Origin of the sequence: Streptomyces sp. NPDC046870 (assembly GCF_040704595.1) — a bacterium.
GTDB lineage: Bacteria > Actinomycetota > Actinomycetes > Streptomycetales > Streptomycetaceae > Streptomyces > Streptomyces argyrophylli.
Genome location: NZ_JBEYXM010000010.1, coordinates 110767 through 135765, shown reverse-complemented (window position 1 = coordinate 135765; position 24999 = coordinate 110767). Strand labels below are relative to the sequence as shown.

At 70.8% G+C, this 24999-nt stretch carries 21 protein-coding genes; 17 read left to right on the top strand and 4 right to left on the bottom strand.

The annotated features are described in order from the left end of the window. Positions 1–398: 398 nt before the first annotated feature. The 12 genes from AB0946_RS22635 to serA all read left to right on the top strand — a co-directional run bounded on the left by AB0946_RS22635 (position 399) and on the right by serA (position 13737). Positions 399–1643, top strand: coding sequence for an FAD-dependent oxidoreductase (locus AB0946_RS22635; protein ID WP_366762437.1), 1245 nt, complete (start codon positions 399–401; stop codon positions 1641–1643). A gap of 42 nt (positions 1644–1685) precedes the next feature. Continuing rightward, positions 1686–2024 (top strand): cupin domain-containing protein, encoded by a 339-nt coding sequence (locus tag AB0946_RS22630; protein ID WP_366762436.1) that lies wholly within the window; start codon positions 1686–1688, stop codon positions 2022–2024. A 15-nt stretch (positions 2025–2039) separates the two neighbouring features. Then, positions 2040–3611 (top strand): class I tRNA ligase family protein, encoded by a 1572-nt coding sequence (locus AB0946_RS22625; protein ID WP_366762435.1) that lies wholly within the window; start codon positions 2040–2042, stop codon positions 3609–3611. 98 nt (positions 3612–3709) lie between these two features. Further along, positions 3710–4087, top strand: a complete 378-nt coding sequence (panD, locus tag AB0946_RS22620) for an aspartate 1-decarboxylase (RefSeq protein WP_366762434.1) — start codon at positions 3710–3712, stop codon at positions 4085–4087. Between the two features lie 199 nt (positions 4088–4286). Beyond that, complete coding sequence (locus AB0946_RS22615; protein WP_366762433.1) at positions 4287–5618, top strand: SidA/IucD/PvdA family monooxygenase; 1332 nt, start codon at positions 4287–4289, stop codon at positions 5616–5618. Next, positions 5615–6691: an FAD-dependent oxidoreductase gene (locus AB0946_RS22610; RefSeq protein ID WP_366762432.1), complete on the top strand. Its 1077-nt coding sequence runs from the start codon at positions 5615–5617 to the stop codon at positions 6689–6691. The genes AB0946_RS22615 and AB0946_RS22610 overlap by 4 nt, the downstream gene beginning before the upstream one ends. Then, positions 6688–8013 carry a hypothetical protein gene (locus tag AB0946_RS22605; protein WP_366762431.1) on the top strand — a complete coding sequence of 442 codons (1326 nt, stop codon included), beginning with the start codon at positions 6688–6690 and terminating at the stop codon, positions 8011–8013. Before AB0946_RS22610 ends, AB0946_RS22605 begins: the two co-directional genes overlap by 4 nt. A 3-nt stretch (positions 8014–8016) precedes the next feature. Continuing rightward, the gene (locus AB0946_RS22600) at positions 8017–8859 is read left to right on the top strand and encodes a lactoylglutathione lyase (RefSeq protein WP_366762430.1); all 843 of its coding nucleotides are present in this window, start codon (positions 8017–8019) and stop codon (positions 8857–8859) included. After that, positions 8852–10741 carry a 2-oxoacid:acceptor oxidoreductase subunit alpha gene (locus AB0946_RS22595; protein ID WP_366762429.1) on the top strand — a complete coding sequence of 630 codons (1890 nt, stop codon included), beginning with the start codon at positions 8852–8854 and terminating at the stop codon, positions 10739–10741. Before AB0946_RS22600 ends, AB0946_RS22595 begins: the two co-directional genes overlap by 8 nt. After that, positions 10731–11783 (top strand): 2-oxoacid:ferredoxin oxidoreductase subunit beta, encoded by a 1053-nt coding sequence (locus AB0946_RS22590; RefSeq protein WP_366762428.1) that lies wholly within the window; start codon positions 10731–10733, stop codon positions 11781–11783. Before AB0946_RS22595 ends, AB0946_RS22590 begins: the two co-directional genes overlap by 11 nt. Before the next feature lie 4 nt (positions 11784–11787). Further along, on the top strand, positions 11788–12114 hold the full coding sequence (fdxA, locus tag AB0946_RS22585; RefSeq protein WP_366762427.1) for a ferredoxin: 327 nt from the start codon (positions 11788–11790) through the stop codon (positions 12112–12114). A 36-nt stretch (positions 12115–12150) separates the two neighbouring features. After that, on the top strand, positions 12151–13737 hold the full coding sequence (serA, locus tag AB0946_RS22580; RefSeq protein WP_366762426.1) for a phosphoglycerate dehydrogenase: 1587 nt from the start codon (positions 12151–12153) through the stop codon (positions 13735–13737). Between the two features lie 58 nt (positions 13738–13795). Here the strand turns inward: serA and AB0946_RS22575 are convergent, their stop codons facing one another. Together AB0946_RS22575 and AB0946_RS22570 are read right to left on the bottom strand one after the other, a co-directional pair. Continuing rightward, complete coding sequence (locus AB0946_RS22575) at positions 13796–15307, bottom strand: AlkA N-terminal domain-containing protein (protein ID WP_366762425.1); 1512 nt, start codon at positions 15305–15307, stop codon at positions 13796–13798. A 49-nt stretch (positions 15308–15356) separates the two neighbouring features. Continuing rightward, positions 15357–16304 carry a LysR family transcriptional regulator gene (locus AB0946_RS22570; RefSeq protein ID WP_366762424.1) on the bottom strand — a complete coding sequence of 316 codons (948 nt, stop codon included), beginning with the start codon at positions 16302–16304 and terminating at the stop codon, positions 15357–15359. A gap of 182 nt (positions 16305–16486) precedes the next feature. Here AB0946_RS22570 and AB0946_RS22565 point away from each other — a divergent pair, with 182 nt between their 5' ends. Then, positions 16487–17635 carry a cytochrome P450 gene (locus tag AB0946_RS22565; RefSeq protein ID WP_366762423.1) on the top strand — a complete coding sequence of 383 codons (1149 nt, stop codon included), beginning with the start codon at positions 16487–16489 and terminating at the stop codon, positions 17633–17635. A gap of 67 nt (positions 17636–17702) precedes the next feature. Here AB0946_RS22565 and AB0946_RS22560 read toward each other — a convergent pair whose 3' ends face one another. Together AB0946_RS22560 and AB0946_RS22555 are read right to left on the bottom strand one after the other, a co-directional pair. Further along, positions 17703–18509, bottom strand: coding sequence for a thioesterase family protein (locus tag AB0946_RS22560; RefSeq protein WP_366762422.1), 807 nt, complete (start codon positions 18507–18509; stop codon positions 17703–17705). Between the two features lie 98 nt (positions 18510–18607). Further along, positions 18608–19525 carry a helix-turn-helix domain-containing protein gene (locus AB0946_RS22555; RefSeq protein ID WP_366762421.1) on the bottom strand — a complete coding sequence of 306 codons (918 nt, stop codon included), beginning with the start codon at positions 19523–19525 and terminating at the stop codon, positions 18608–18610. A 374-nt stretch (positions 19526–19899) separates the two neighbouring features. Here AB0946_RS22555 and AB0946_RS22550 point away from each other — a divergent pair, with 374 nt between their 5' ends. From AB0946_RS22550 to AB0946_RS22535, 4 genes are all read left to right on the top strand, one after another. Then, a complete protein-coding gene (locus AB0946_RS22550; protein ID WP_366762420.1) occupies positions 19900–21126 on the top strand; it encodes an MFS transporter in 1227 nt (408 codons plus the stop codon). Between the two features lie 115 nt (positions 21127–21241). Further along, a complete protein-coding gene (gene asnB / locus AB0946_RS22545) occupies positions 21242–23092 on the top strand; it encodes an asparagine synthase (glutamine-hydrolyzing) (protein WP_366762419.1) in 1851 nt (616 codons plus the stop codon). Positions 23093–23262: 170 nt separating this feature from the next. Further along, on the top strand, positions 23263–23463 hold the full coding sequence (locus AB0946_RS22540; protein ID WP_366762418.1) for a hypothetical protein: 201 nt from the start codon (positions 23263–23265) through the stop codon (positions 23461–23463). Next, the gene (locus AB0946_RS22535; RefSeq protein ID WP_366762417.1) at positions 23460–24923 is read left to right on the top strand and encodes an amidase; all 1464 of its coding nucleotides are present in this window, start codon (positions 23460–23462) and stop codon (positions 24921–24923) included. The genes AB0946_RS22540 and AB0946_RS22535 overlap by 4 nt, the downstream gene beginning before the upstream one ends. The last annotated feature ends 76 nt before the right edge of the window (positions 24924–24999 follow it).

The following is a 24999-nucleotide window of genomic DNA, read 5'->3' as shown; positions in this document are numbered from 1 at the left end:
GGCCGGCGGACTCCTCCCCGTGCGGGCGGTGCCGTCCGCCGGCACCCGGAACACGTGCGGGTGAGGGCGTCCGAGGACCGCGCCCGCCCCACTTGAGCAAGTCGCCGTTGGCGACCGCGCGTCCAGGGGGCAGGCTGGCCCACGTCACAGCCGGCACGATGACGCGTCCGACGGGCAGCGCAGGAAACTCCCGCATTCGGCGCGTCAGTAAATGTTCAGGCATCGATGACGCCGGAGGGCGGTCCTGCTGACCCAAACTGGACGACGAATGTCACATACACCTCTCGTGCGGGCCCGAAGAGATAGCAAGGATTAACCCGTCACCACCCGGCAAAACTCGGCTGAGATTTCGGTCAGCCATGTCAGGCATGCCCTCATAACGGCGTACAGGAGGATTGATGGCGGAAACCGAGCGCTTCGACGTGGTCGTCGTCGGCGGTGGTATAGCCGGATCCGCGCTGGCAGCAGCCCTGGCCGGCGACGGATACGAGGTGATGCTCCTCGAGCGGCAGACCTCCTACCGGGACAAAGTACGAGGCGAAGTCATCAACTGCTGGGGCGTGCAGGAACTCATCGACCTGGGCCTCGAAGAATGCATTCTGAAAGCCGGCGGAACCTACGTCGACCGGTTCATCGGTTTCGACGAGATCGTCGATCCCGAAACCGCGAAGTCCAAGGCGCTGCACCTCGACCGGATGTTGCCCGGAATTCGCGGAGTTCTCGATGTGGGGCACCCGGCCGCCTGTGAAGCGCTGTCCACCGCCGCCGAGGAGGCGGGCGCCACCGTCGTACGGGGAATCGGCGACGTCCTGGTGAGCGGGGGAGACGATCCCACCGTCCGTTACGAGCTCAACGACATGGAACACCAGGTGTCGTGCCGGCTGATCGCGGGCGCGGACGGCAGGATGTCCACGGTGCGCCGCCAGCTGGGCATCGGGCTGACACAGACACCGCCCAACTCGCTGGGCGGGGGAATGCTGGTGGAGGACCTGCACGACTGGCCGGTCAACGTCACCTCCATCGGCACCGAGAACGACCTGCTCTACTTCGTCTTCCCGCGGGAGGGTGGCCGCGCCCGCCTCTACCTCCTGCACGACGTCGGTCAGAAGGGCCGCTTCGCCGGCCCGAACCGTCATGCCGAGTTCCTCCAGGCCTTCCAGCTCGACTGCATCCCCGGCAGCGAGATGTTCGCGGCGGCGACCCCCACCGCCGTGTGCGCCTTCTACCCGATGAACGACGCATGGGCCGACACCCCCGCCGTGCCCGGCGCCGTGCTGCTCGGGGACGCCGCGGGCTGGTCCGACCCGGTGATCGGACAAGGGCTGTCCATCGCCCTGCGCGACGCACGCATGATCCGCGACTGCCTGCGCACCGCCGGCACCTGGGACGCGAAGATCTTCGAGTCCTACGCCGAGGAGCGCAAGGAACGCATGCGCCGCCTGGAGATCTCCGGCTCGGTACGCACCACGATGAACATGACCTTCACGGCACAGGGCAGGGCCCGGCGCTCGGCCTACGCCGAGGTGTGGCCCAGCGACCCCGTCCTGGCGGGGTCCCGGCTGGCCACCTTCCAGGGGCCCTTCCACGTGCCCGCCGAATCGTTCGCACCCGACACCATCGAGCGCCTGTTCGCCCTGGGGTGAGGCAAGCACCCCGCGCGGCAGACGCCGGACGAGAGGAACCACATGCACGTCAAGACCAGCGCCGGCGACGAGCTGATCCGCAAGAACGGCTGTGACATCCGCCAGCTCTACCCCTGGGAAGGTGTCGTCACCCCGCCGTGGAACAGCACCCTGTGCTCCATCCGGCCCGACGAGTCCAGCACCCCGCACGGCCACGCCACCGACGAGACGTTCATCTTCGTCAGCGGTCAGGGACGCGCCCGGGTGGGGGACGAGGAGCGACAGGTCGTACCCGGGGACGTGATCTACATCCCGCACGGAACCAACCACATCGTCACGAACACGAGTTCGAGCGAGCCGCTGACGTTCGTGTCCATCTACTGGCTCCAGCCCACCGACTAAGGGGGATCCTCCCTCATGACCGACGCCCCTTCAGGCCGGCGACGCATCAACGTCACCTTCTCTCCCCCCACCCCCAACGGCGACCTCCACCTCGGCCACCTCGCCGGCCCGGTGCTCGCCAGCGACGTCTGCGCCCGCTCCCAGAAGATCCTCGGACACGACGTCGCCTTCGGCACCAGCACCGACGACAACCAGACCTACGTCGTCACCACGGCCGAGCGGATAGGAACCGACCCCGAGTCGCTCATCCGGCACGCCTACGACAGCATCAGCCGCACGCTGAGCCTCGCGGCCGTCGACGTCGACCTCTTCGAACGCCCGGACGGCGACTACACCGCCTTCGTGCGGGACTTCTTCACCCGCCTGTGGGAGAACGGCGCCTTCGACCGGCGCGAAGTGGAACTGCCCTACGACGCCGCCACCGGCACCTACAAGGCCGAGGCCTTCGTCACCGGGCGCTGCCCCACCTGCCTGGCACACGCCAGGGCCGGCGTCTGCGAGGCCTGCGGCCTGTACAACCTGCCCGGCGCCCTGCTGCCCACCGGCGGAACGGGCGGAGAGCTGCCGCGCCGGCCCGTCTCCATCTGGGTCCTGGACCTGGAGCGCCACCGCTCCCTGCTCACCGACTGGTACGAGGACTCCGACGTACAGCTGCGCCCCGACCTGGCCCGGGTGGTCGCGCAGACACTCGCCGGCCCCCTGCCGTACATCCCGATCACCTATCCGCTGACCTGGGGCATCACCGTCGACTGGGACGGCGCCGACCAGATCGGGCAGACCATCAACGCCTGGCCCGAGATCTACGTGGGCCACGTCTACTGGCTGCGGCAGACCCGCGGCGGAGACCGGGAGAGCGTCGACGAACTGGTCCAGTTCATCGGCATCGACAACGGCTTCTACAACGCCTTCGTCTACGTGGCGCTGTCCCTGCTCGCCGCCCGCCACGGACTGCCCGTCGAACCGACCAGGACACGCACCCTCACCAACCAGTACTACCTGCTGGAGGGCCGCAAGTTCTCCACCAGCAAGGGAGACGTCCGCTGGGCGGGGGAGTACCTGGAGAGCGTCGGCCGCGACCGCACCCGGTTCGTACTGTCCCTGACCAGCCCCGAACTCCAGCAGTCGGAGTTCAGCGAGCCCGTGGCCGCCTCCACGATCACCACACGGTTCGACACCCCGCTGGCGAAGATCCGCAGCGCCCTGGCGGAGACCGCGACCGGCCGGCGCGTCGACACCGACCCCTCCGCGTGGTGGGTGACCGCCCTCACCGCCTCCCGGCAGCGCTTCGAGGACGCCTACCGGCTCGAGTCGTTCTCCATCCGCAAGGCCGCCGAAGCGCTCGCTCTGCACCTGGAAGTCCTCGCCCTGCGCTGCGAGAACCTCGACGCCGACGACCCGGCCGACGTCAGCGGCGCCCTCCAGTTCCTGTGGAGCCTGCGCACACTCGCCTGGCCGCTCACCCCCGACCTGTGCCGGCACATCACCGCGGCCTTCGGCGCCACCGCCGAGACCGCCCCGCCGCTGCTCGCCGATCTCCACGACCGGCCCCCCGGCGCCTTCGCCGGCCTGACGGACTCCCTGCCGTAACAGGCCCGCCCGAATCCCCGGCCCCCGGCCGCGGAACGCGCCCTCACACCACCTGCCGCAACCGACCGGCATCACACACCCGCAAAAGGAGCCGCACCATGCTGCGCACGTTCATGCACTCGAAGATCCACCGCGCGACCGTCACCGACAGCAACCTCAACTACGTCGGGTCCATCACCATCTCGCCGGAACTGCTCGAAGCCGCCGGCATCGGCGTCCACGAACTGGTGCACGTCGTCAACATCAACAACGGTGCGCGCTTCGAGACCTACACCATCCTCGACGAGTCTCCGCAGGCGCCCAAGGGACACGTCGTCATCAACGGGGCCGCGGCCCGGCTCGTCCAGCCCGGCGACAAGGTCATCATCATCAGCTACGCCCAGCTCGACGAAGAGGAGCGGATCGGGTTCAAGTCCCGGGTCGTCCACGTCAACGACGCCAACGAGATCACCGACACGGCGCTGCTGAGTTCCTGACCGCAGACCGGCCCCGCTGCATCGCGCAGCCCCCCACGCGCAGAACCTGCCGGCGCCGCAGGGCCGCTCACGGCACCTGCGGCAGCCAGGGCCTCTCGTGCGGATCATGCCGGGCTCGCGCCTGATCCGCACGGAAGACCCCGGCCGCAGGTGCCTGCCGCCGCCTTTGCACGCACGACAAGCCGAGGGACATCACACGATGAAACAGAAAGTCCACCCCGTTCTGGGCATCGGATTCGGACCGGCGAACCTCTCCCTGGCCGTGATCCTCGAAGAGGTCGGACGCCTGAGCGACGCCCATTTCATCGAACGCTCACCCGGCTTCCAGTGGCAGGACGAACAGCTCCTGTCCGGCGCGGACATCCAGAACAACCCGTTCCGCGACCTCGCGATGCAGCGCAACCAGGACAGTCCCCACACGTTCATCAAGTACCTGGCCTCCCGTGGAGCGCTGACCGACTACCTCCACCTCAACGCCAAGTTCCCGCTGCGCCGCGAGTACGGCGCCTACCTCGCCTGGGTCGCCGGCGCGTTCGCCGACCAGGTCGACTACGGACGGAGCGCCGTGCAGCTCACGCTCCAGGACGACCAGGACGGCAACGAGGTGTTCTGTGTCAAGACCCAGGACGACCAGCACTACTTAGGCCAGACACTCATCCTGGGAACCGGGCGCTCCCCCCGCATCCCCCACCCCTTCCCCGCCAGCCTCGGCGACACCGTGTTCCACTCCACCCGCTACCTGTCCTCCATCAACGCCTTCAACGACCAGGACATCCGCGTCGCCGTCATCGGAGCCAGCCAGAGCGCCATCGAGATCGTGCTCAACCTGCTGGAACGGCCCAACGTCCGCCAGGTGACCTCCATCCACCGCAGCATCGGCTTCCGCCTCAAGGACACCAGCCCCTACAGCCGCCAGGTGTTCCTGCCCGAATTCGTCGACTACTTCCACCCGCTGCCCGCGGCGGTCAAACGCCGCCTGCGCACCGACCTGCGCTCCATCAACTACGCCGCCTGCGACCAGGACGTCATCGACCGCCTCGTCACCGTGCAGCGCGAGTACGACCTGATCGGCTCCAACCGCCTGCGTCTGCGCCCCTTCACCGAGGTCACGGAGATCGACGCCCCCTCCGGCGGCGGACCCCACCGCCTGACCATGCGCGAGATCAACCACCACACCCACGACAGCCTCGACGCGGACGTCGTCATCCTCGCCACCGGATTCAAGGACTTCGGCATCAGCGCCGACGACGAGCGCTACCACCCCCTGCTCGAAGGCGTGGCCCACCGGCTCCCTCTCGACGAGGAGGGCATCCCCGAGGTGGGACGCGACTACGCCATCGAACTCAAGGCCCCCGAGACCGCCTCCCGGCCGCTGAGGATCTACCTGAACGGCCTGTGCGAAGCCAGTCACGGCATGGGCGACGCCGGCGCCCTGGCCATGCTCTCCGCCCGCGCCTCGGACATCGCCGACTCCCTCCTGACACCCCCCGCCCCCACCCTGCCCCACCCCGCGCACGAGGCACTGCGATGACGGCAGCGCTGAGGGCGGACGTCGCCATCGTCGGCGCCGGAATCACCGGCCTGGCCAGCGCCGAACGGCTCACCGCCCACGGCGCCCGCGTCATCGTCATCGACGACTCCGCCACCGACGCGGCCACGCTCGTCTCCGGCGGCCTGATACGCGCCTTCGACCCGGCCGGCGCCTACGCCACCTGGCCCGTCGAAAGCTGCGCCCGCTACCTGGCCCGCGGCCGGCACGGCTCCTGGCCCGCCGTCCGCCGGCACGGCAGCCTCACCCTGATCGACGAGGGCGACCTCGGCCGGGTCACACCCCGCATCGAGGCGGTGCGCGGCGCCGGACTCCCTGTCGAGGTCCTCGACGCCGACGACATCGCCGAGCGCCACCCGCAGCTCACCGTCCCCCGCCACCTCGTGGGCGTGATGGAGCCACGGGCCGGATGGCTGCCGGCCGCCGAGACCCTCCAGGCCCTGCACCGCGACGCGGGCCCCGGACTGCGCCTGCTCCGCGCCCGGGCCCTCAGCCTCACGCACTCCTCCTCGCGCGTCCAGGGCGTGCGGACCTCCGGCGGCGCGGACGTCCACGCCGACGCGGTGCTCCTCGCCGCCGGAGTGGGCAGCACGCCCCTCGCGGCGTCCGCCGGCGTCGACCTTCCGCTGCGCACGAGAGCAGTGAGCTACTGCCTGTTCCGCGTCGAGGACACCACCGGCCTGCCCACCCTGGTCGACCACACCACAGGCGCCTGGCTGCGCCGATGGGACACGGACCGCACCGTCCTGGCCGGCGTCCCCTCGACCCGCACCGACGTACCCGCCCGCACCCGCGACGGCGTCGACCCGGCCGAGACGGAACGCGTCCGCGCCGTCGTCGCGCAGCGCTTTCCGCAGCTCGCCGGCGCCACCGCCGTCGGCGGTGTCACGGCCTACGACGCGATGGTGCCGGCAGCCGGTCCCGGATCGGTGACCAGCTGGCCCCGTCCGCACGGACTGGTGACCGCGGCCGGCTGGAACGGGGGCGGGTTCAAAATCGCCCCCGCCGTGGGCCGCCAGGCCGCCGACCACCTCCTGGAGGCGCTGCAACGATGACGCGCGCGACACGGTGGCGTCTGAACTCCACCGACGAAATGCTGCACCAGGCCGCCACGGCACTGGGCTCCTCCCGCATCGTCCAGGTCCTGTGGCGCCTGCCCGGTCCGCTGCCCGAGAGCGAACTGAACGCCGAATGGCAGCGCCTCAACCGTGGCCTGCTCAGCCGTACCGCGGCCGGCAGCTCGGTCCCCGCCGCCCGCCGCAAGTGGGTCATGGCCTCCAACACGCACCACCTGGCGATCGACCGCACCCCCCTGACACCGGACACCGCACTCGCATGGGCCGACGCCCAGACCCTCACGCCCCTGCCGGCGGACTCCGGCCGGCTGTGGCGTCTGGCGGCCGCCCCCTACGGCGACGGCTCCCTCGTGTCGCTGACCGTCCCGCACTTCCGGAGCGACGGCCTGGGCCTGCTCCACGCGATCGCCGCACGCACACCGGCACAACAGCCCCCTGACAGCGACCTCACCGACGCGCTGGGACAGACCACCCGGGCACTGACACGGACGGCGTCCTGGCTGCTGCGCCGGCCACGGCACCAACGGCTTGCCGTCCTGCGGGCCCTCGCCACCCTCTCCGCGCCCCGCCACGGCCCCCAGCCGGCCTCGACGCCCCGCTACTTCACCACGGCCATCGTCACGGCCCAGACCGAGGCGTGGCAGGCCGCCGCACGCCGCCACCACGGCACCGTCAACACCCTCCTCGTGGAGATCGCCGCCAACCTCACCCGCGCCCACGTCCCGCGCACAGACCGCCAGGACGTGCACGTCGGCATCCCCATGAGCCTGCGCCGCTCCGCCGCCGACGAACAGGCCAACGCACTCGTGGTCGTCCCGCTGCGCCTTCCCGGCGGCGCCGCGAACCACCAGGACCTCCAGCCCACCCGGCACGCCACCAAAGAGCTGCTACGGCAATCCGGACTGCACAGCGCCACCCTCGTCCCCGAAGCCCTCTGGCACCTGCTGCCGTCCCGCGCCGCCGCGGCCCTGAAGACCCCCGGAGCGCAACAGACCGACGTCGTCGCGTCCAACTTCGGCGACGTCGACCACGACGTGCTGCACTTCGCCGGCCGCACCGCCGACTCCCTCGCGCTGCGCACCATGAACGTGCCGGGTGTCCTGCCGGACCGAGCCCGCCTGAGGGCCTCGCTGTGCCTGGTGCGAAGCGGCCGGCAGATGACGGTCACCGTGACCGGCATGCCCGAGCACTTCGGGGACGCCGCCCACCTGCACCACCTCGTGAGCGAGGAGTTCGCGGCCTGGGGCATACCCGTGCAGCCCTGGTGGACCTCGACCCCCTACCCCGTGCAGAAAGGCTGACCGATGCCCCGCCCCACGCAGCCTGCCGACCCCGAGCGCTGGTTCCGCAGCCGCCCCGATTCCTCCGTCCTGACCCGGCCGCGCCTGCTGGCCCGTTCACTGATCCCGTTGCCGGACCTGGACGAGCACATCGGCCACTACGAGCGCCTCCTCGGCGTTCCGGCCGACCTGCGCATGCCCATCCCCGACTTCGGGGGCCTGGAACTGGCCGCCGTCGGCAACGTCCTGCTCATCGCCAGCACCCGTCCCTTCACCCCGATCCAGCGGCAGACGCGCTACTCCCTCATCGTGCCCCACCTGGGCCGGCAGCTCGACCTGCTCGAAGCCACCCGCACCACCGTGGTGGAACCGCCCGAGCCGATCCTTCCCGGCGCGCGGGCACGGGTCCGCTACCCCGACGGAACGCTGGCCGAACTCGTCGAACACCGGCCCTGGTCCGGCGAGCAGCCACGGACGGCCATGCCTGGCGGCACACGCCCGCGACCGCGGGAGACCGGCCTGCGACTGCTGCCCCGGCACGCCGTCACCGAGACCGAGTTCCCCGCCACCGTAGGGCTGTACGAAAAGCTCCTCCAGGCCCCCGCCCGTCCCGCCGGCCATCTGACGGGACCCGCACACGCACACGCCGCCACCGTGGGGGACCTCCTCGTCGTCGGCCTGCCGGACACCGCCTTCACCGACGCCGCTCAGCCGCGGGCAGCACTGATCGTGCCCGCGTCCGCCCCCGACCCCACCGCCGGTACAGTCCTCCTCGCCGGTCAGCTGGGAGCGGAGATCTGGACCGAGAAGGCCCCGGCGGCCTCCCGGCCCGCCCCGCGGGTGCGGCCCGGAGCGAGTCATGCCTGAGCCCGGCGGCGCGGCGCGTCACACCAAACCCACACGCCGACTGCACCAGGTGGTCATCCGCTTCGCCGGTGACTCCGGCGACGGCATGCAGCTCACCGGCGACCGCTTCACCTCGCAGACGGCGGCCTTCGGCAACGACCTGTCGACCCTGCCGAACTTTCCCGCGGAGATCAGGGCTCCCGCCGGGACCCTTCCCGGCGTCTCGAGTTTCCAGCTGCACTTCGCCGACCACGACATCCTCACCCCCGGCGACGCCCCCGACGTGCTGGTCGCCATGAACCCCGCGGCGCTCAAGGCCAACCTGCCCGACGTGCCGGCCGGGGCGGACGTCATTGTCGACAGCGACGCGTTCACCCCCCGCGCGCTGCAGAAGGTCGGCTACGGCACCTCACCGCTCGAAAGCGGCGCCCTGGACCGCTTCAACGCGCACGCCGTACCGCTGACCGCGCTGACCACCGAAGCGCTGAAAGACTTCGCGCTGCCGCGCAAGGACGCCGACCGGTGCAAGAACATGTTCGCCCTCGGCCTGCTGTCGTGGATGTACCACCGCCCCACGGCCGGCACCGAGACGTTCCTGAAGCGCAAGTTCGCGACGCGCCCCCACCTCGCCGAGGCGAACATCGCCGCACTGCGCGCGGGATGGAACTTCGGCGAGACGACCGAGACCTTCGCGGCCTCCTACGAAGTCCCGCCCGCGGCCACCGCCTTCCCGCCGGGCACCTACCGCAACATCTCGGGAAACCTCGCCCTGTCCTACGGCCTGATCGCCGCAGGCAGGCGAGCGGACCTCCCTGTCTACCTGGGCTCCTACCCGATCACCCCGGCCTCCGACATCCTGCACGAGCTGAGCCGCCACAAGAACTTCGGCGTGCGCGCCTTCCAGGCGGAGGACGAGATCGCGGCCATCGGCGCCGCGCTGGGCGCCGCCTTCGGCGGATCCCTCGCCGTCACCACCACCTCGGGTCCGGGGATGGCGCTGAAATCGGAGACGGTCGGTCTCGCCGTCTCCCTCGAACTGCCCCTGCTGGTCATCGACATCCAGCGCGGCGGACCCTCCACCGGGCTGCCCACCAAAACGGAACAGGCCGATCTCCTGCAGGCGATGTACGGCCGCAACGGCGAGGCCCCCGTGCCCGTCGTCGCCCCCCGCACCCCGGCCGACTGCTTCGACACGGTGATCGAGGCCGCCCGCATCGCCCTCACCTACCGCACACCGGTCTTCCTGCTGTCCGACGGCTACCTCGCCCACGGCAGCGAACCCTGGAAGATCCCCAGCCCGGACGAACTGCCCGACCTGCGGCAGCAGTTCGCGGTCAGGCCGAACCACACCACCGACGACGGAACCAAAGTCTTCTGGCCCTACAAACGCCACCCCGACACGCTCGCCCGCCCCTGGGCCGTCCCCGGCACACCCGGCCTGGAGCACCGCATCGGAGGCATCGAGAAACAGGACGGCACGGGCCACATCTCCTACGACCCCGGCAACCACGACCACATGGTCCGCGTCCGCCAGGCGAAGATCGACGGCATCGGCGTCCCCGACCTCCTCGTCGACGACCCCACCGGCGACGCCGACCTCCTCGTCCTGGGCTGGGGCTCCAGCTACGGACCCATCACCGCCGCCGTACGCCGGCTGCGCGGCGAGGGCGAGCACATCGCGCAGGCACATCTGCGCCACCTCAATCCCCGGCCCCGCAACCTCGGGACCGTCCTCGCCCGCTACCGCCGTGTCCTGGTTCCCGAGATGAACCTCGGACAGCTGTCGACACTGCTGCGCGCCGCGTATCTGAAGGACGTCACCGCGCACACACAGGTGACCGGAATGCCCTTCAGCGCGGAACGACTCGCCACGACCCTGCGGGAGGCCCTCCATGCCCGGTGACCCGCTGCCCCTGGTGCCCAGGGCCGAGACCAGGCAGTCCGCGACGGAGTTCAAGTCCGACCAGGAGGTGCGCTGGTGCCCCGGCTGCGGTGACTACGCCGTCCTCGCCGCGGTACAGGGGTTCCTCCCCGAACTCGGCCTGGCCCGGGAGAACATCGTCTTCGTCTCGGGGATCGGCTGCTCCAGCCGCTTCCCCTACTACATGAACACCTACGGCATGCACTCCATCCACGGTCGTGCCCCCGCCATCGCCACCGGCCTCGCCACCTCCCGCACCGACCTGAGCGTGTGGGTCGTCACCGGCGACGGCGACGCCCTGTCCATCGGCGGCAACCACCTCATCCACGCCCTGCGCCGCAACGTCAACCTGAAGATCCTGCTGTTCAACAACCGGATCTACGGCCTGACCAAGGGGCAGTACTCGCCGACCTCGGAAACCGGGAAGATCACCAAGTCCACGCCGATGGGATCCCTCGAAACCCCGTTCAACCCGGCTTCCCTGGCCATCGGCGCGGAGGCCACCTTCATCGCCCGCACCCTCGACTCCGACCGCCACCACCTGGTCGACGTGCTGCGCCGGGCGGCCGTCCACCAGGGCACCGCGCTCGTGGAGATCTACCAGAACTGCAACATCTTCAACGACGGCGCCTTCGCCGTCCTCAAGGACAAGCGGAGCGCCCAGGAAGCCGTGATCCGTCTGGAGCACGGCAAACCGATCCGGTTCGGCCACGCGGGCGGCAAGGGCGTCATCCGAGACACGGCCACCGGCCAGTTGCGCGTGGTCCCCGTCACCCCCGGCAACGAGGCCGACGTCCTCGTGCACGACGCGCACGCGACCGACCCCGGCACCGCCTTCGCGCTGTCCCGCCTCGCCGACCCGCACACCCTGCACCACACACCGATCGGCGTCCTGCGCCAGGTCGAACGGCCCGACTACGACACGCAGATGGCCGGCCAGCTCGACGCCGCCGTCGAACGTGACGGCAAGGGCGACCTCGCGGCGCTGCTCGCCGGCACCGACACCTGGACCGTCAAGGAGTAGTTCCATGACCTACGTCATCGCGCAGCCGTGCATCGACGTCAAAGACAAGGCGTGCATCGAGGAATGCCCCGTCGACTGCATCTACGAAGGCCCCCGGAAGATGTACATCCAGCCCGACGAATGCGTGGACTGCGGCGCGTGCGAACCGGTCTGCCCGGTGGAGGCCGTGTTCTACCAGGACGACCTGCCCGCCCCCTGGGCGAACTACCTCGGCGTGGAGAGGGACTTCTTCGCGACCGTCGGCGCCCCCGGCGGAGCCGCCTCCCAGCCCCCGCTCGAGACGGACCACCCCTCCGTGGCCGGCGAACCCCAGCGCACCCCCTCCTCCTGAGACCCCACCGCCGTTCCCCTACCGGAATCGAGCCCCATGACAACCCCCATCGTGCTCCTGGCCGAAGCCCTCGCACCGGCCACCATCGACGCGCTCGGCCCCCAGGTGGAGATCCGCCACTGCGACGGCACCGACCGCACACGGCTGCTGGCGGCCGTCCGCGACGCGGACGCCCTCCTCGTGCGCTCGGCGACCCGGGTGGACGCCGAAGTACTCGCCGCCGCCCCGCGCCTGCGGGTCGTCGGACGGGCCGGGGTCGGCCTCGACAACGTGGACCTGGACGCCGCGACACGAGCCGGCGTCACCGTCGTCAACGCCCCCGCGTCCAACAGCGTCACCGCGGCCGAGCTCGCCTGCGGGCTCATCATCTCGGTGGCCCGCCACATCCCCCAGGCCAACGCCTCGCTGAAACGGGGGCAGTGGCAGCGCAGCCGCTACACCGGTGTGGAACTGGCGGACAAGACCCTGGGCGTCGTGGGACTCGGGCGCATCGGACGGCTGGTGGCCTACCGCATGCGCGCCTTCGGCATGCGGGTCATCGCCTACGACCCCTACCTGTCCCCGTCCCAGGCGGCCGAGGCGGGCGCGAAGCCGGTGACGCTGGACGAACTCCTCGCCGAGTCCGACTTCATCACGGTGCACCTGCCCAGAACGGCCGAGACGACCGGCCTCATCGGCCGTGAGGAGTTACGACGGGTCAAGCCGGGCGTGCGCATCGTCAACGCGGCCCGCGGCGGCATCGTGGACGAACAGGCCCTGGCCGCCGCGCTGACGGAGGGCCGCGTCGCCGGGGCGGCCCTGGACGTCTTCGCCACCGAGCCCTGCACCGACTCACCCCTGCCGGCCCTCGACAACGTGGTGGCCACTCCGCACCTGGGCGCCTCGACCGTCGAGGCCCAGGACAGGGCCGGCACCACGGTCGCCCACGCCGTCCGGCGGACCCTCGCCGGGGAGCTGGTTCCCGACGCCGTCAATCTGCACGTCACCGCTCCCCTCACCGAGGTGACGCGCTTCCTCCCCCTCGCCGGTGACCTCGGCCGCATCTTCACGGCCCTGGCCGGTGGGCAGCCCCCCGTGGAACTCGACGTCGAGGTGCATGGCCCGATCACCCGGCACGACGTCTCCGTACTGGAACGCGGTGTGCTCGCGGGCATGTTCGCCGACGGCCGGCGGGTCACCCTGGTGAACGCTCCCCTCGTCGCCCGGCAGCGCATCGACGCGGTCCGCTTCGTCACCAGCTCCGAAAGCGCGTCCCACACTGACCAGATCACCCTGCGCGGCACCCTGGCCGACGGCCGTGCGCTCGCGGTCTCCGGAGCCCTGTCCGGGCCCCGGAACATCCGGAAACTCACCGGGATCGCCGACTACGACATCGAGCTGGAGATCACCGACCGGATGCTGTTCCTCCAGTACAAGGACGTGCCCGGCATGATCGGCACCATCGGACGGATCCTGGGCGAGGCAGGAGTCAACATCGCCGTGATGCAGGTGGCGCGGGACACCGAAGGAGGCGAGGCAGCTGTCGCGCTGACGGTCGACAGCATCGTCTCCCCGGCCGTGCTGCACAGGATCAGCGAGGTGGTCCGTCCTTCCTGGGCGCACTTCGTGGACCTGACCGCCTGAGTGCCACCGCGTCGTACGCACGACGGGGGTGACGGCCGGCGCGGCCCCGCGCCGGCCGTCACGCGTTGCGTGCGCGGAGCGCCGAGGGGGGCGGCGAGGTGATGTCGCGGGCGGGCATCTCGTTCACAGGGTGATCTCCCGTGGCCCACAGGTACTGCACGGCATAGCCGCGCCAGGGCTGCCACAGCCGGGCGCGGCGCAGCAGCGCGGCCGGTGTGCCCGGCAGCCCCAGGGCGGCGGCGGCCAGCTTGACGCCGAGGTCCGTGGCGGGGAAGGCGTCGGGATCCCCCAAGGCGCGCAGGGCGATCGTCTCCACCGTCCACGGCCCCACACCGGGCAGCGCGCCGAGCCTGGCACGTGCCTCCTGCCAGTCGCTGCCCGCGCCGAGGTCGAGGCGCCCCGACGCCAGCGCGCCGACCATGGCGAGCACGGCGTCCCTGCGTGTGCGCGGCAGGGCCAGGACGGCCGGGTCGAGGGCCGACAGGGCCGCGGGGGAGGGGAACAGATGCGTCAGACCGCCCGTCGCGTCCACCACCGGATCGCCGTGAGCGCGCACCAGACGCGCGGCGTGTGTGCGGGCGGCGGCCGTGGACACCTGCTGCCCCAGCATGGCGCGGATCGCGAACTCCGCACCGTCGACCGTCTGCGGGATGCGCCGGCCCGGGCTCTTGCGGACCAGCGGGGCGAGCACGTCGTCGTCGTGCAGCGCTTCACCGTAGGCCACCGGATCGGCGTCGAGGTCCAGCAGGCGCCGGCACCTGTTGATGGCGATGGTCAGGTCGCGCAGGTCGGACAGATGCAGCGTGCACTGGATGTACGGCGCCCCCGTCGGCCTCAGTTCGGCGATGCCGTGCCCATGAGGCAGCCGCAGCGTGCGGCGGTACGCGCCGGCACGCCATTCCTCCACCCCCGGCACGCCCGTGACGGCCAGATGCCCGAACAAGCTGTCGGGGCACAACGGGGAACGGAACGGCAGACGCAGTGCCACCGCACCCGCGGTGGCCGAGGGACGGCCGCGACGGCGGAGTTCGGAGGGCGTCATGCCGAACACGCTCTGCACCGTGTCGTTGAACGTGCGGATGGACGCGAAGCCTGACGCGAACGCCACCTCCGCCATCGGCAGCGTGCTGGTCTCGATCAGCAGACGAGCGGCCTGGGCGCGCTGGGCACGCGCCAGGGCCGCGGGCCCGGCTCCGACCTCCGCCTGCAACTGCCGCTCCACCTGGCGCGTCGAATACCCCAGACGGGCCGCGAGGCCGGGCACGCCCTCCCGGTCCACGACGCCGTCCTTGATCAGCCGCATCGCGCGCGCGGCGAGACTGGCCCGCACGTTCCATTCGGGCGACCCCGGCGTGGCGTCGGGACGGCAGCGCTTGCAGGCCCGGAACCCTGCCTGCTGGGCGGCTGCCGCGCTGGGATAGAAGACCATGTTCCGGGGCTTGGGCGGGACCACCGGGCAGCTGGGCCGGCAGTAGATCTTCGTGGTCAGCACCGCCGTGAAGAACCAGCCGTCGAACCGCGCGTCCTTGGACTGCACTGCCCGGACGCAGTGTTCCGCATTCTCATGCATGGGCCCATCCTGAGTCTCCGCCCCCAAGAGGGCTGGCACGTTTACGACATCAACCTCGAGGCGCCTCGTGCGGCGCCGCGGCCCCCGCCCACGGCGCCCGCGAGACACCGGCACGGCAGAACGACGCGAACGCCGCCGCCCGTTGGGTCACGTGCGCGCCCTCCAGACGCGCCAGTCCCACATCGAGGGGCGGCACCTCGTCGGCGATCCGGCACACCTGCACGGCCCGGCCCTCGTAGCTGACGTTCAGGGCGGGGCGCTGGATGAGCAGGGAGTAGCCGGCGCCCCGCGCCACGAGGCCGCGGACCACCTCGAAGCTGGACGTGCTGTGGCGTACCACCGGAGCGATCCCCGCCCGCGTGAGCAGATCGCTGAAGTAGCGGCGGCTGGGCGGCACGTCGAGCATCACCATGTCGAGGCCGGCCAGATCGGAAAGACGCACGCTGTCCTGGTCCGCCAGCGGATGGTGCTGCGGCAGGAGGACGTGCGGCTCGACGGAGTGCAGCCTGTCGAACGTGATGCCGTCGTCCACGTCCACTCCGTACAGCAGCGCCACCTCGCAGCGCCCGTCCCGGAGCAGGCGCTGCAACGTGGTCGCGGAGCCCTCGACGAAGTCCAGGGTCACGCCGGGGTGGGCGAAGGGGAACTCCGCCAGCAGCCACGGCACCAGGAACGGGGCCAGCGTCGTGAAGCAACCGGTCACCAGGTGCCCGGTCGGACGACGCCCCACCTCCTGCACGCTGGCGCGCAGTTGCTCGCTGCTCGCCAGCAGGGCCTTGGCCTGGGGCAGGAAGAGGCGTCCGGCGGCCGTCAGGGTGAGCCCTTTGGCCCTGGCCCGCAGCAGCAGCTGCACCCCTACCCGGTGCTCGAGCTCGCCGATACCGGCGGACACCGCCGAGGGCGACACGTACAGCAGTTCCGCCGCGCCGGTCAGCGTTCCGGCTTCGGCTGCCGCGACGAAATAGTCCAGCTGCCGCAGGCTTATTCGCTCAGACATAAAAAACCCCGCTTGATGCCCAGAATTTTCCGGTTTTCAAAACGGTCGGCGACGGGCGAGACTGAAGGCCGCCGAGCCCTGGGAGTTTCGTTATGACGGACATGACGGCATGCCCGGTAAACCACAGCTTCAACCCGCTGGGTGACGCCTACGTCGAGGACCCTTACCCGATATTGTCCGCCGTGCGTGAAGAAGGACCCGCCTTCTACGCGCCGGCGATAGACATGTGGGTGATAACCGGGTACGAGGACATCCAAAGCGCGTTGATGAACCCGCGCGTCTTCTCCGCCGCCGTCGGGCAGCGCCCGGTGTTTCCCCTGACGCAGGAGGCCCAGAGCATCGTCAAGGCCGGATTCCATGCCTATCCGGTCATGTCGGACTGCGACCCTCCGCGCCACACCCGCATTCGCCGGCACAACCAGAAGGCGTTCTCCGCCCGGCGGATCTCGGTCCTGGAGCCCAAGGTGTGGGCCAAGGCGACGGAACTGGTCGACGAGATCCGGCCCGGGATCGTGGACCTCGTCCCGGCGCTGACCTACCCGCTGCCCGCCTACATGATCTTCACCTTCATCGGATTCCCCGATGAGGACATGGACATGCTCAAGTCGTGGTGCGGTAACCGCATCGCCTTCAGCTGGGGCAAGCCGACCCCCGCCGAACAGCGCGACATCGCCAACAACATGGTCAACTACTGGCGTTACTGCGAGGAGTTCGTCGCCAAGCGCGCGGCCGACCCCGTCGACGACTTCACGAGCGACCTCGTCCGGATCCACCGGGAGGATCCCGAGAGCCTCTCGATCGCGGACATCACCAACGTCGCCTACGGCCTCAGCTTCGCCGGGCACGAGACGACCACCAGCTTCACCGGGAACGCCGTGCGCCGGCTGCTGGCCAACCGCACCCAGTGGGAGGAGCTGTGCGCCGACCGCTCGCTCATCCCCAAGGCGGTCGAGGAAGTGCTCCGCTACGACAGCAGCATCCCGGCCTGGCGGCGCATCACCACCGAGGCCGTCACGGTCGGCGGCGTCGAGATCCCCGCGCAGGCGAAGATCCTGCTGCTGCTGGGCGCGGCCAACCGCGACCCCGCCCACTTCGCCGAGCCCGAGGCCTTCGACATCCACCGCGCGGACTCCCGCAAGCACCTCGCCTTCGGCCAGGGCATCCACTACTGCATCGGCGCCGCCCTGGCCCGTATGGAGGCCCGCATCGCCCTCGACCTCCTGGCGCGGCGCGCCCCCGGCATGCAGGTCGTCGAGGACCAGGACTTCGACTTCCCCGCGAACGTCTCCTTCCGCGGCCCGCGCAAGCTGCTGGTCTCCTGGCCCGGCTAGGACGCCGGGCGAAAGCCGCCGGCGGTGGGTGGGGCGGCCCGTGCGCACGGCACGGGCCGCCCCGCGTTCACCGCTCATTGACCAGCAGTGTCTGCGTCACCTGGCCGCACTCGCCGCTCTCGTCGTACAACTGCCCGACCGCAAGCCCCGACCCGCCGGGGCTGGCCGCCGTGGCCGAGCGCACGCACAGCCACGCCCCGGCCGGCGGCCGGTGCAGCGCGAGGGTCACGTCCGTGTTGATGACGAGCCGGCGGTGGTGGTCCAGCTCGAACGCGACGGCCCAGCTGCTGTCCGCCAACGTCAGCGCGCGGGTGAGCGCGGTGTCCGCGGCCCCCGCCACCAGCGGGATCCGCTGACGCGCCCACGCCACCCCCGGCCCTGGCACGTCGAAACCGCCGCCCGCCTCGAAGCGCCACTCCATGGCCGCGATGTAGCCGTCGAGATGCGCCCCCGCCATGGTGTGCGGGGTCTGGGCGCCGGGCAGCGCGGGCGCGGGCGGATGGGGTCGCAGTGCGGGCGTGTCGGCCGGGCTGGCAGCCACCCGCCAGGCCCTGGCCAGCATCACCGGACCGGCGTCCGAGCTGATCTCCCCTTCCAGCAGCTCGACGCGCCGGCCCGCGTGGACGGTCCGCACCGAGACCCGCAGGTCCGCCACGGGAACGGGGCGCGGCAGTTCCACGGTCACGCGGGCGATGTGGAAGCCCTCACGCGGTTCGTGCTCCTCCATGGCGCGGCCCAGCAGCGCCGACGGTGGACCGCCGTGCTGCCATTTCGGGCTCCACGGGCCGGCCGTGGCCGTACTGCTCTCGAAACGGCCGCGTCCCAGGTCGTGGTAGAAGGCGTCCGGTAACGCCGGAGCCGGGTGGTTCGTCACACGCTTCCCTTTCCTCGGTGAACGGCGGGCGGGGCAGCGCCGGCCGCCGACGACGCACGGCACGCGTCACGCGGCACCTCGGGGCCGCCCCGGCGCGCTCAGGCCCGGCTGGGCGGGCTGCCCGCCCCCTTGGCGCGGAACCAACGACGATAGGCGTCCGGCGACAGGCCCGTGGTCCGGTTGAAGTGCCGGCGCAGGGTCGCCCCGGTTCCCATCCCGCACTGCGTCGCGATCTGCTCGACGCTCATGGCCGTCGTCTCCAGCAGACGCTGGGCCCGGTGCACACGCTGCGACAGGACCCACTGCAACGGCGCCATGCCGGTGTGCGAGCGGAAGTGGCGAGTCAGCGTGCGACGGCTGACACGGGCCTGCTCGGCCATGTCGTCCACGGTCAGCTCGTGCTCCAGTCGCTCCGAGACCCACGGCAGGATCTGCGCGAGGACCTCGTCCCTCTCGTGCTCGACGACCGCGGGGGCGTCGGCGTCCGGGTCGGCGAAAGGAGCGAACAGGCGGCGGGCCAGCGCCTTCGCGACGGCGCTGCCGTGATCGAGGCCGACCATGTGCAGGAAGAGCTCGAGACTGGCGGCGCCGCCCACGGACGTGAGCAGGTCGCCGTCGTCCAGGTACCGCGCAGCCGGGTCGGGCTCGACCCGCGGGTAGCGGGCGGTCAGAGCGTCGGCGTGCGCCCAGTGCACACTCGCCCGGCGGCCGTCCAGCAGCCCGGCCGCCGCGAGCACGAACACCCCCGTCGACGCGGCGACGACACGGGATCCCGCGCCATGTGCGGTCCGCAGCGCCCGGACGAGGGCGGCCGGCGGTTCCTCGTGCACGTCCGGCCAGGCCGGCACCACGATGGTGTGCGCCTTCGGCAGCTGATCTGTGCTCCACAGCCGCTCCACACGGCAGGCATCGCAGTTCCGGGCGTCGTCCGGGGCCCAGCCGGCGAATTCGTACCACGGGTCGACCAGATCCGAACGGTCGACGCCGAAAACCTCACGGGCTGCTGAGATGTCCAATCCAGCAACTATTGAAGGGAAAATTAGAGCCACGGATATCGGCATGGAGCCCACCCTCATCCGGCTCTCCGCACCGGTCAACGCAATCTTGCCGAAGTCGCACATGAGTACGCCCAGAGCGCACATATGCACGGCAATGCGCGTGCGTCGCGGAAGGAACTTGCCCAAGTCGCGCATGAACCGCGCGGCGTCGGATCTCCGCCGTAGAGCCCCCGCATCAAACCGGTGACCTGCGACGACCGCGGAAACGCCCATGAGCGGATTTCCGACGCCACCCTTCGGAACGGCGCTCATGTCGCAGATCTGCCAGCCCCAGCCCCGCTCCGCCTGCTGAACTGATCAGGCAACAGCACACACATCACAGGACGGAATTCATGGCTGCATCCACCACCGCCACCACGCGCGATCCTGGCGGGGCCGATTCACCGCACCGCTCCCCGGTGATCGGATGGCTGGCCGTCGTCGCGGTGATGCTGGGCATCTTCTCCATCGTCACCACGGAAATCCTCCCCATCGGACTTCTCACGAAGATCGGTGCGAGCTTCACCATCTCCGACGGCATGGCCGGACTGATGATGACCATGCCCGGCTTCCTCGCGGCGATCGCCGCACCCGTCGTCACCGTCGCCACCGCGCGGATCGACCGCCGCCTGATGCTGTGCGCCTTCATGGTCCTGCTCGCCGCGGCGAACTTCCTGGCGGCGGCAGCCCCCGACTACTGGCTGGTCCTGGTCTCCCGCGTCATCGTCGGCATCGTCATCGGCGGCTTCTGGTCCATCGGCGCCTCACTGGCCGAACGCCTGGTCCCCGCCGAATCCGTCGGCCGGGCCACAGCGGTGATCTTCTCCGCGGTGCCCCTGGGTTCCGTACTCGGGGTACCGGCCGGCACGTTCATCGGCGACCTGGCCGGATGGCGTACCGCGTTCATCGCCATGGGCGGCCTCACCGTCGGCGTACTGATCATGCTGCTGATCGTCACGCCGCCACTGCCGCCGCACCAGACCACCCGCCTGGGCGTCCTGCGGGGCATGCTCAACAGCGTCGCCACCCGCTTCGCCCTGCTCCTGACCGTACTGGTCGTGCTGGCGCACTTCGGCACGTACACCTACGTCACACCGTTCCTCGAGCAGGTCACCGACGCGGGCTCCGGGCTCATCACCGTCTTCCTGCTGATCTACGGCGCGGCGGGCATCCTCGGCAACTTCCTGGGCGGCTCCCTGGTCGCACGCCACCCGCGGGCCACCTTCGGCACCGCCGCCGGCCTGATCGCCGCCGCCACCCTGCTCCTGCCCGTTCTGGGCCAGTGGAAGGCCGGAGCGGTCGCCCTCCTGATCGTCTGGGGCGTGGCCTACGGGGCGGTGCCCGTCTCCTCCCAGACGTGGTTCACCAAGGCGAGTCCCGACACCCCCGAAGCCGCTTCCGTCATGTTCACCGCGTCGTTCCAGGCCACGATCTCCCTCGGCGCCCTGACCGGCGGAATCGTCGTCGACGCCAGCTCGCCCTCGACGGTCATGACCCTGGGCGGCACGACGGCCGTCCTCATGGTCATCGCCGTGTGGGTCCACTACGCCCGACGCCTGACCTGGCCGGACAACGCCTGACCCGCCCCGGCCCTCGCGAAGACCTGGCACGCCCGGACCTTGCCGCACCGCGAACGGTCCGGGCGCCCGGTCGCAGACCTCCGGTCCCCAACACACCAACGAGAGGACACCACACATGTGCGGAATCGCCGGATGGGTGGACTTCGAACGTGATCTGACCCGCGAACGTGCGACGGCAGACGCGATGACCCAGACCATGGCCTGCCGCGGCCCCGACGCCAGCGGCCTGTGGACGGACCGTCACGCCGCCATCGGCCACCGCCGGCTGTCCGTGATCGACCTCGAAGGCGGCAAGCAGCCCATGCTCGCCGAGGACGACGGCCGCGTCCTGGCCGTCCTGACCTTCAGCGGGGAGATCTACAACTACCGGGAACTGCGCTCCGACCTCGTCTCCCGCGGTCACCGCTTCCTGACCCAGAGCGACACCGAAGTGGTCCTGCGTGCCTACCTGCAGTGGGGCGTGGACTTCGTGACCAAGCTCAACGGCATGTTCGCCTTCGCCATCTGGGACACCCGCCGCGAGGAGCTGCTCCTGGTCCGCGACCGCATGGGCGTCAAGCCGCTCTACTACTTCCCCACCCCCCACGGTGTCCTCTTCGGCTCCGAGCCCAAGGCGATCCTGGCCAACCCCGACGTACCCCGCCGCGTCAACGCCGACGGCCTCAGCGAGATACTCGACATGGTCAAGACCCCCGAACACGCCATCTTCACCGGCATGTTCGAGGTCCGTCCCGGACACCTCGTCCGCGTGGGCCGGCAGGGACTGACCAAGCACCGCTACTGGGCGCTGGAAGCCAAGGAGCACACGGACTCCCTGGACCAGACCATCCGCACGGTGCGCGAACTGCTCGAGGACATCGTCTCCCGGCAGCTCATCTCCGACGTTCCGCTGTGCAGCCTGCTGTCCGGGGGCCTGGACTCCTCGGCGGTCACCGCCCTGGCCGCCAAGGCACTCAAGGACCAGGGGGCCGGACCCGTACGGTCCTTCTCCGTCGACTTCGTCGGCGCCGCGGAGAACTTCGTCCCCGACCCGCTGCGCAGCACCCCGGACGCCCCCTTCGTGCGCGACCTGGCCGAACTGGTCAAGGCCGACCACAAGGAGATCCTCCTCGACAGCGACGACCTCAGCGACCCCGCCGTGCGGGCCGCCGTCCTGGCCGCCACCGACCTGCCGCCCGTCTGGTACGGCGACCTGTGGCCCTCCCTCTACCTGCTCTTCCAGGCCGTGCGCCAGCGCTCCACCGTCGCGCTCTCGGGGGAATCGGCGGACGAGCTCTTCGGCGGCTACAGCTGGTTCCACGACCCCGAGGTCCTCACCGCCGAAACCTTCCCCTGGCTCACCAGCACACCCGGACCGTTCTACGACGGCACCCCCCTCTTCGACACCTCCCTCCTCACCCGGCTGGACATCCCGGGCCGCCGCAGCGACAGCTACCACACCGCCATCGCCGAAACCCCCGTACTGCCCGGGGAAAGCGGACTGGAGAAGCGGATGAGGGAGCTGTCCTACCTCAACCTCACACGCTTCGTGAACACGCTCCTGGACCGCAAGGACCGCATGAGCATGGCCGTGGGCCTCGAAGTCCGGGTTCCCTTCTGCGACCACCGGCTCGTCGAATACGTCTTCAACGCCCCCTGGTCGATGAAGAAGTTCGACGGACGCGAGAAGAGCCTGCTGCGCGCCGCCACGCGCGACGTGCTCCCGCAGTCCATCGCCGAACGCGTCAAGGCGCCCTACCCCAGCACTCAGGACTCCGGCTACGAGAAGAAGCTGCGCGACCGGTTCGCCGAAGTCCTCTCCAGCGGCGACGCTCCCATCCTGCCGCTGCTGGACCTGGGCCGGGTCAAGGACCGACTGACCCGGCCGGTCAGCGCCGAGAGCACGCAGATCACCCGGATCGACCTCGAGGTGCCCCTGTCGCTCAACGCCTGGCTCGAGTCGTACGACGTCACCCTCGACGTGTAGCACCCCTGAGCCGGCCGGCGGCACCGCTGCCGGCCGGCGCCTCCGAGACCGCCCGACGTCCCTGTGAGTCCATCCCCCGTCAGCAGGGGCGTCGGGCTTTCCCCAGCCGCCCAGCCGCCCAGCCGCCCGGCAGCGACGCCCGTCGCGCGACGTCCCGAGAGGACCCACCCATGCCGTCGCCCTCGCGCAGCGCCCCAGGAACGTCCTCCGGCGACCAGCCTGAGGCGGACTTCCCGCAGCACCGGGCCGCGGAACTGGCGGCCCGCATCACGGGGATCATCAGGACCCTGGACGCACTGGACCTCACCGGAACCGCACCGGCCCCCGTCTTCACCGTCACCGGCCGCGGTGCCACCGGGGGACTCCGGTGACGCGGCCCTGTGAACTCACCGCCGCCGCCGCGGCCAGGGCCATCGCCGCCAGGGAGCTCTCCCCGGTCGAACTGACCGAGTCCGTCCTGCAACGGGCGGCGGACACCGAAGACACCCTCAACGCCTTCGTGACCCGCACGGCCGAGGTCGCCCGGGCAAGGGCGGCCCAGGCGGAGCGGGACGTGATGGCGGGGCGCTCCCTGGGCCCGCTGCACGGCGTCCCCTTCGCGCTGAAGGACAACATCGACGCGTCCGGCGTCCTGACCACGGCCAGCTCCGCACTGTGGGCCGAGCGGGTCCCCGCCGAGAACAGCGCGGTCATGGACCGGCTGACCGCGGCCGGCGCGATCCTGGTCGGGAAGACCGAGATGCACGAGTTCGCCTACGGCCTCGTCACCCCCCAGACCGCCAATCCCTGGGCGGGCGACAGGATCGCCGGCGGCTCCAGCGGCGGGTCGGCCGCCGCCGTGGCGGTCGGCTCCGCCACCTTCGCCCTGGGCACCGACACCGCCGGCTCCATCCGCGTCCCCGCGTCGTTCAACGGGCTCGTGGGCCTCAAACCCACCTACGGGGTGGTCTCCCGCTTCGGCGTGGCCCCCCTGTCCTGGTCCATGGACCACGTCGGCCCCCTCACCCGGAGCGTCCAGGACGCGGCCCTGGTCCTCCACGCCATCGCCGGTCAGGATCCGCGGGATCCGGCGAGCGTCGTCTCCCCGCATCCGCCCCAGCTCGGCAAGGGCTCCGAAGACCTACGGGGCGTGAGAGTCGGTGTCCCCGCCAACTACTTCTTCGACCACGTGGAGACACACGTGGCGGACGCGGTGCACCGGGCGACGGCCCGGCTCGTCGAACTCGGAGCGACCGCGGTCGACGTGACCGTGCCGCTCACCACGTACATGATCCCCACGCTGTGGGGCCATGTCGCCCCCGAGGCGGCGGCGGCGCACGATGACCACCTGCGTCACCACCCGGAGCTCTTCGGCGACGGTCTGCGGACCCTCCTGGAGGCCGGACGGATGATCACAGCCGACACCTATCTGAGAGCGCAGCGAAGCCGCAGCCTCATCAGGGAGGCATGGCGCGAACTCTTCACCACCATCGACGTTCTCGCCACACCCACCGTCGCCTCCACGGCGCCTCTGCGTTCGCAGACCGTGATGCGATGGAACGACGGATACACGGAGGACATCACCGACAGCCTCCTCCGGCTCACCTCACCGGCCAACATCACCGGCCTCCCCGCCCTGTCCCTGCCGATCGGGGAGGACCACCAGGGCCTGCCCATCGGCATGCAACTCATCGGCAACCACCTGGCCGAACCCGACCTGCTGCACATCGGCCAGGTCTACGAGGCCGCCCGCGGTGACACGGCCCCCCGACGCCGAGCACCTCTGCTGCGCGGCTCCTCCGAGAGCCACCCGCCCGGGCCCCACGCACAGATCGCGGGCGCCGGCGCCTGACGCCCGTCCGACCTCCTGGCAGGCGCCGCCCTCGGCGCCGTGCGCCCGCCGGACGCGGCTTTCCTCCCCGGCCCAG

What these genes read in the sequence shown, in the direction of transcription:
- AB0946_RS22570 (WP_366762424.1), bottom strand. Translation starts at nt 16,304, where the DNA reads ATGTCTGAGCGAATAAGCCTGCGGCAGCTGGACTATTTCGTCGCGGCA.
- AB0946_RS22550 (WP_366762420.1), top strand. Translation starts at nt 19,900, where the DNA reads ATGGCTGCATCCACCACCGCCACCACGCGCGATCCTGGCGGGGCCGAT.
- AB0946_RS22625 (WP_366762435.1), top strand. Translation starts at nt 2,040, where the DNA reads ATGACCGACGCCCCTTCAGGCCGGCGACGCATCAACGTCACCTTCTCT.
- fdxA (WP_366762427.1), top strand. Translation starts at nt 11,788, where the DNA reads ATGACCTACGTCATCGCGCAGCCGTGCATCGACGTCAAAGACAAGGCG.
- serA (WP_366762426.1), top strand. Translation starts at nt 12,151, where the DNA reads ATGACAACCCCCATCGTGCTCCTGGCCGAAGCCCTCGCACCGGCCACC.
- AB0946_RS22605 (WP_366762431.1), top strand. Translation starts at nt 6,688, where the DNA reads ATGACGCGCGCGACACGGTGGCGTCTGAACTCCACCGACGAAATGCTG.
- panD (WP_366762434.1), top strand. Translation starts at nt 3,710, where the DNA reads ATGCTGCGCACGTTCATGCACTCGAAGATCCACCGCGCGACCGTCACC.
- AB0946_RS22590 (WP_366762428.1), top strand. Translation starts at nt 10,731, where the DNA reads ATGCCCGGTGACCCGCTGCCCCTGGTGCCCAGGGCCGAGACCAGGCAG.
- AB0946_RS22615 (WP_366762433.1), top strand. Translation starts at nt 4,287, where the DNA reads ATGAAACAGAAAGTCCACCCCGTTCTGGGCATCGGATTCGGACCGGCG.
- AB0946_RS22635 (WP_366762437.1), top strand. Translation starts at nt 399, where the DNA reads ATGGCGGAAACCGAGCGCTTCGACGTGGTCGTCGTCGGCGGTGGTATA.
- AB0946_RS22540 (WP_366762418.1), top strand. Translation starts at nt 23,263, where the DNA reads ATGCCGTCGCCCTCGCGCAGCGCCCCAGGAACGTCCTCCGGCGACCAG.
- AB0946_RS22610 (WP_366762432.1), top strand. Translation starts at nt 5,615, where the DNA reads ATGACGGCAGCGCTGAGGGCGGACGTCGCCATCGTCGGCGCCGGAATC.
- AB0946_RS22600 (WP_366762430.1), top strand. Translation starts at nt 8,017, where the DNA reads ATGCCCCGCCCCACGCAGCCTGCCGACCCCGAGCGCTGGTTCCGCAGC.
- asnB (WP_366762419.1), top strand. Translation starts at nt 21,242, where the DNA reads ATGTGCGGAATCGCCGGATGGGTGGACTTCGAACGTGATCTGACCCGC.
- AB0946_RS22575 (WP_366762425.1), bottom strand. Translation starts at nt 15,307, where the DNA reads ATGCATGAGAATGCGGAACACTGCGTCCGGGCAGTGCAGTCCAAGGAC.
- AB0946_RS22630 (WP_366762436.1), top strand. Translation starts at nt 1,686, where the DNA reads ATGCACGTCAAGACCAGCGCCGGCGACGAGCTGATCCGCAAGAACGGC.
- AB0946_RS22595 (WP_366762429.1), top strand. Translation starts at nt 8,852, where the DNA reads ATGCCTGAGCCCGGCGGCGCGGCGCGTCACACCAAACCCACACGCCGA.